At 72.5% G+C, this 2,352-nt stretch carries 3 protein-coding genes and 1 pseudogene; all 4 read right to left on the bottom strand.

All coding sequences use genetic code 11. From position 1 onward, the window contains the following. Window positions 1-60: 60 nt before the first annotated feature. Window positions 61-366, bottom strand: a complete 306-nt coding sequence (locus DSY14_RS27555) for a hypothetical protein (RefSeq protein WP_211719524.1) — start codon at window positions 364-366, stop codon at window positions 61-63. A 229-nt stretch (window positions 367-595) separates the two neighbouring features. Next, window positions 596-1,447 carry a Rieske 2Fe-2S domain-containing protein gene (locus DSY14_RS27560; RefSeq protein WP_211719525.1) on the bottom strand — a complete coding sequence of 284 codons (852 nt, stop codon included), beginning with the start codon at window positions 1,445-1,447 and terminating at the stop codon, window positions 596-598. Window positions 1,448-1,593: 146 nt separating this feature from the next. Continuing rightward, window positions 1,594-1,956, bottom strand: coding sequence for a hypothetical protein (locus tag DSY14_RS27565; protein ID WP_211719526.1), 363 nt, complete (start codon window positions 1,954-1,956; stop codon window positions 1,594-1,596). A 24-nt stretch (window positions 1,957-1,980) separates the two neighbouring features. Continuing rightward, a pseudogene (locus DSY14_RS27570) lies at window positions 1,981-2,352 on the bottom strand (cytochrome ubiquinol oxidase subunit I); the annotation flags it as partial.

The following is a 2,352-nucleotide window of genomic DNA, read 5'->3' on the forward strand; positions in this document are numbered from 1 at the left end:
GGTGGTGACGGCCGATGCGCGCAGGGCCGCGCCCGCGTCGATGCGGGCGCGGCCCGGGCCTCATCCGGTGTCCAGGTGGCGCAGGGCCTCCTCCCAGCGACGGCGACGGTCGTCTTGCGACATCTCCCACCAGGGGGTCCCCCGCTCTCCCAGCCCGCGTTTGGCCCAACCCACCCGATCCCGCATCCGGCGTTCGGCCTCGGAATCGTCCCGTCGCAGGGCGGCGGCGATGTCCCTGCGGGCCGCCATCAGATGGCGCACCAGGCGTTCGCGCGGCTCCTCCGGCAGCGACGGATCGGTGGCCCGCCAGCGTCTTCCCCGGATCACGACGTAACGACCATCGGCGGTCCGTTCTGGTTCGGACATCCGCGAGGGCCTCCCCACCGGTGTGCGCTCCCCCGGGTCCGGGTCGGTGGCCCGGGGATCATCATGCTCGACGTGGATGTCGTTCGGCGGGTCCGCGGAAACGGACCGGCCCCTTTGCGCTGAGCGAGCGGCCCCGCGGCGGGGACGAGGCGGTCGACCGGGGTGGACGGAGACCGCGCCGGTCTCGGTGACTCCGGCGGCCCGTGCCCATCGTGCGCCGGACCCCGCGCTAGGACGCGCGGGATCGGACCCACAGGCGTCCGTCGACGACGGAGGTCTCCAGGGCCTCGGCTGCGGCGGTCGCGGGCCCGTGGACGACCGTTCCGCCGTCGAGTCGGAACTCGCTCCCGTGCCAGGGACACCGCACGCACCCGTCGACCAGCTCCCCCTCGGCCAGGGGAGCCCCCATGTGCGGGCAGGCCCCCACCAGCACGGACACCGTGCCTCCGGTCCTGGCGACCATGACCGGGACCCCCTCCACCTCGTCACCGGCGGGAGCGTCCTGCGGATACCGTTCCAGCGGCCCCAGGTCGTGCCAACCCTCGGGCAACAGGTCCACGAAGGCGTCGGCGCTGTTGGCACCGCTCGCGCGGTAGTAGGCCAGGTGTCCGCCCAGCGCACCGCCGACCCCGATGGCGCCGAGGCCCGCCAGCGCCAGGGCCTTGCCCCACGTCCACCGGCCCCGTGCCCGTGCCACGCAGGAGGCGCCGAACAGCAGCGTGCCCACCCCGTTGACGGCCGCGTGCACCACACCCACCCGTTGTTGGCGCTCGTGCAGGCGTGACCAGTCGGCGAGCCCGCTGAGCACGGCCGGTGGGACGGTGAGCAGACCGGCGTCCACGAGGATGCGGGCGCTGCGGCGATGGTCCCCGGGTAACAGGTCGAGCAGAACGGCGGCCGTCCAGGCCCCCATGGGGAGATGGATCATGACCGGATGGAGCGGATGCCCGATCGGGACCCCGTAGAGCAGGTCCCGTACTCGCCCCGACGGCAGCCGATCGGCGATCGCCTGCACGCGGGCGACCACCGGGTCGAGCCTGTCCTCATGTTCGATCTCGCGGATGCGTTCACCGAGTCTCATGGTCCGTCGGCTACCCGGACGACCGGCCCTCACGCTCTCCCGAGGCGAAATCATGCCGCCCTTGACCGTCATTTTCCCGACGATCGGTGTGCGAGCGCGGGAGCCGGCGGGACCGCGAACCGTGCCCGCGCCGCGGCGGCGCGGGCTCAGTCCACGGTCCCGCCGGGGCCCCGGTAGACCAGATCCCGCGCACCGACCACCGCGTAACGGGCGTCTCCCCCGCCCGGGGCGCGCAGGACGACGACGTCCCTGTCCGTCCCCACGGTCCGCGCCGGAACACGGGCTCCGTCCCAGGGACCGCCGATCGCCTCGTAGGGTGCCCGGTCCCCGCCCCACAGACAGAACAGGAGGACGGCCAGGATCGGCACCACGCTCACGACGGCGAACAGGACCCCTCCGGTCCAGGTCCACACCATCAGCAGCGTGGCCGTGGACAGGAGCAGCGCGAAGACGACGCCGGCGCGGCCACTCCCCGTCTCCCCCGCACCACGGCGGGCACCGGTGCTCACAACGGTCTCCTCCTCATCGTGCCGTCAGTTCCGTTCGGGGTCGGTGCGGGCTGCCGACGCCACATGCGGGTGGTTGAGGTCGAAGGCCGGACGCTCGGACCGGATACGCGGCAGCGTCGTGAAGTTGTGCCGCGGCGGCGGGCACGAGGTGGCCCACTCCAAGGAGCATCCGAAGCCCCACGGGTCGTCGACGGTGACCAGCGGTGCCCTCTTCGCGGTGATGTAGATGTTCCAGAAGAAGATCAGTGTGGAGCCGGCCAGGACGAGCGAGGAGATCGACGAGATCTGGTTCAGCTGGGTGAAGCCGTCGTCGGGCAGGTAGTCGGCGTAACGACGCGGGAAGCCCGCGGCGCCCAGCCAGTGCTGCACCAGGAACGTGCCGTGGAAGCCCAGGAA

Source organism: Nocardiopsis sp. MG754419 (assembly GCF_018207095.1).
Taxonomy (GTDB): Bacteria; Actinomycetota; Actinomycetes; order Streptosporangiales; family Streptosporangiaceae; genus Nocardiopsis.

Excerpts from the sequence above, each read along its gene's own strand:
- DSY14_RS27555 (WP_211719524.1), bottom strand. The coding sequence starts at position 366 with ATGTCCGAACCAGAACGGACCGCCGATGGTCGTTACGTCGTGATCCGG.
- DSY14_RS27560 (WP_211719525.1), bottom strand. The coding sequence starts at position 1,447 with ATGAGACTCGGTGAACGCATCCGCGAGATCGAACATGAGGACAGGCTC.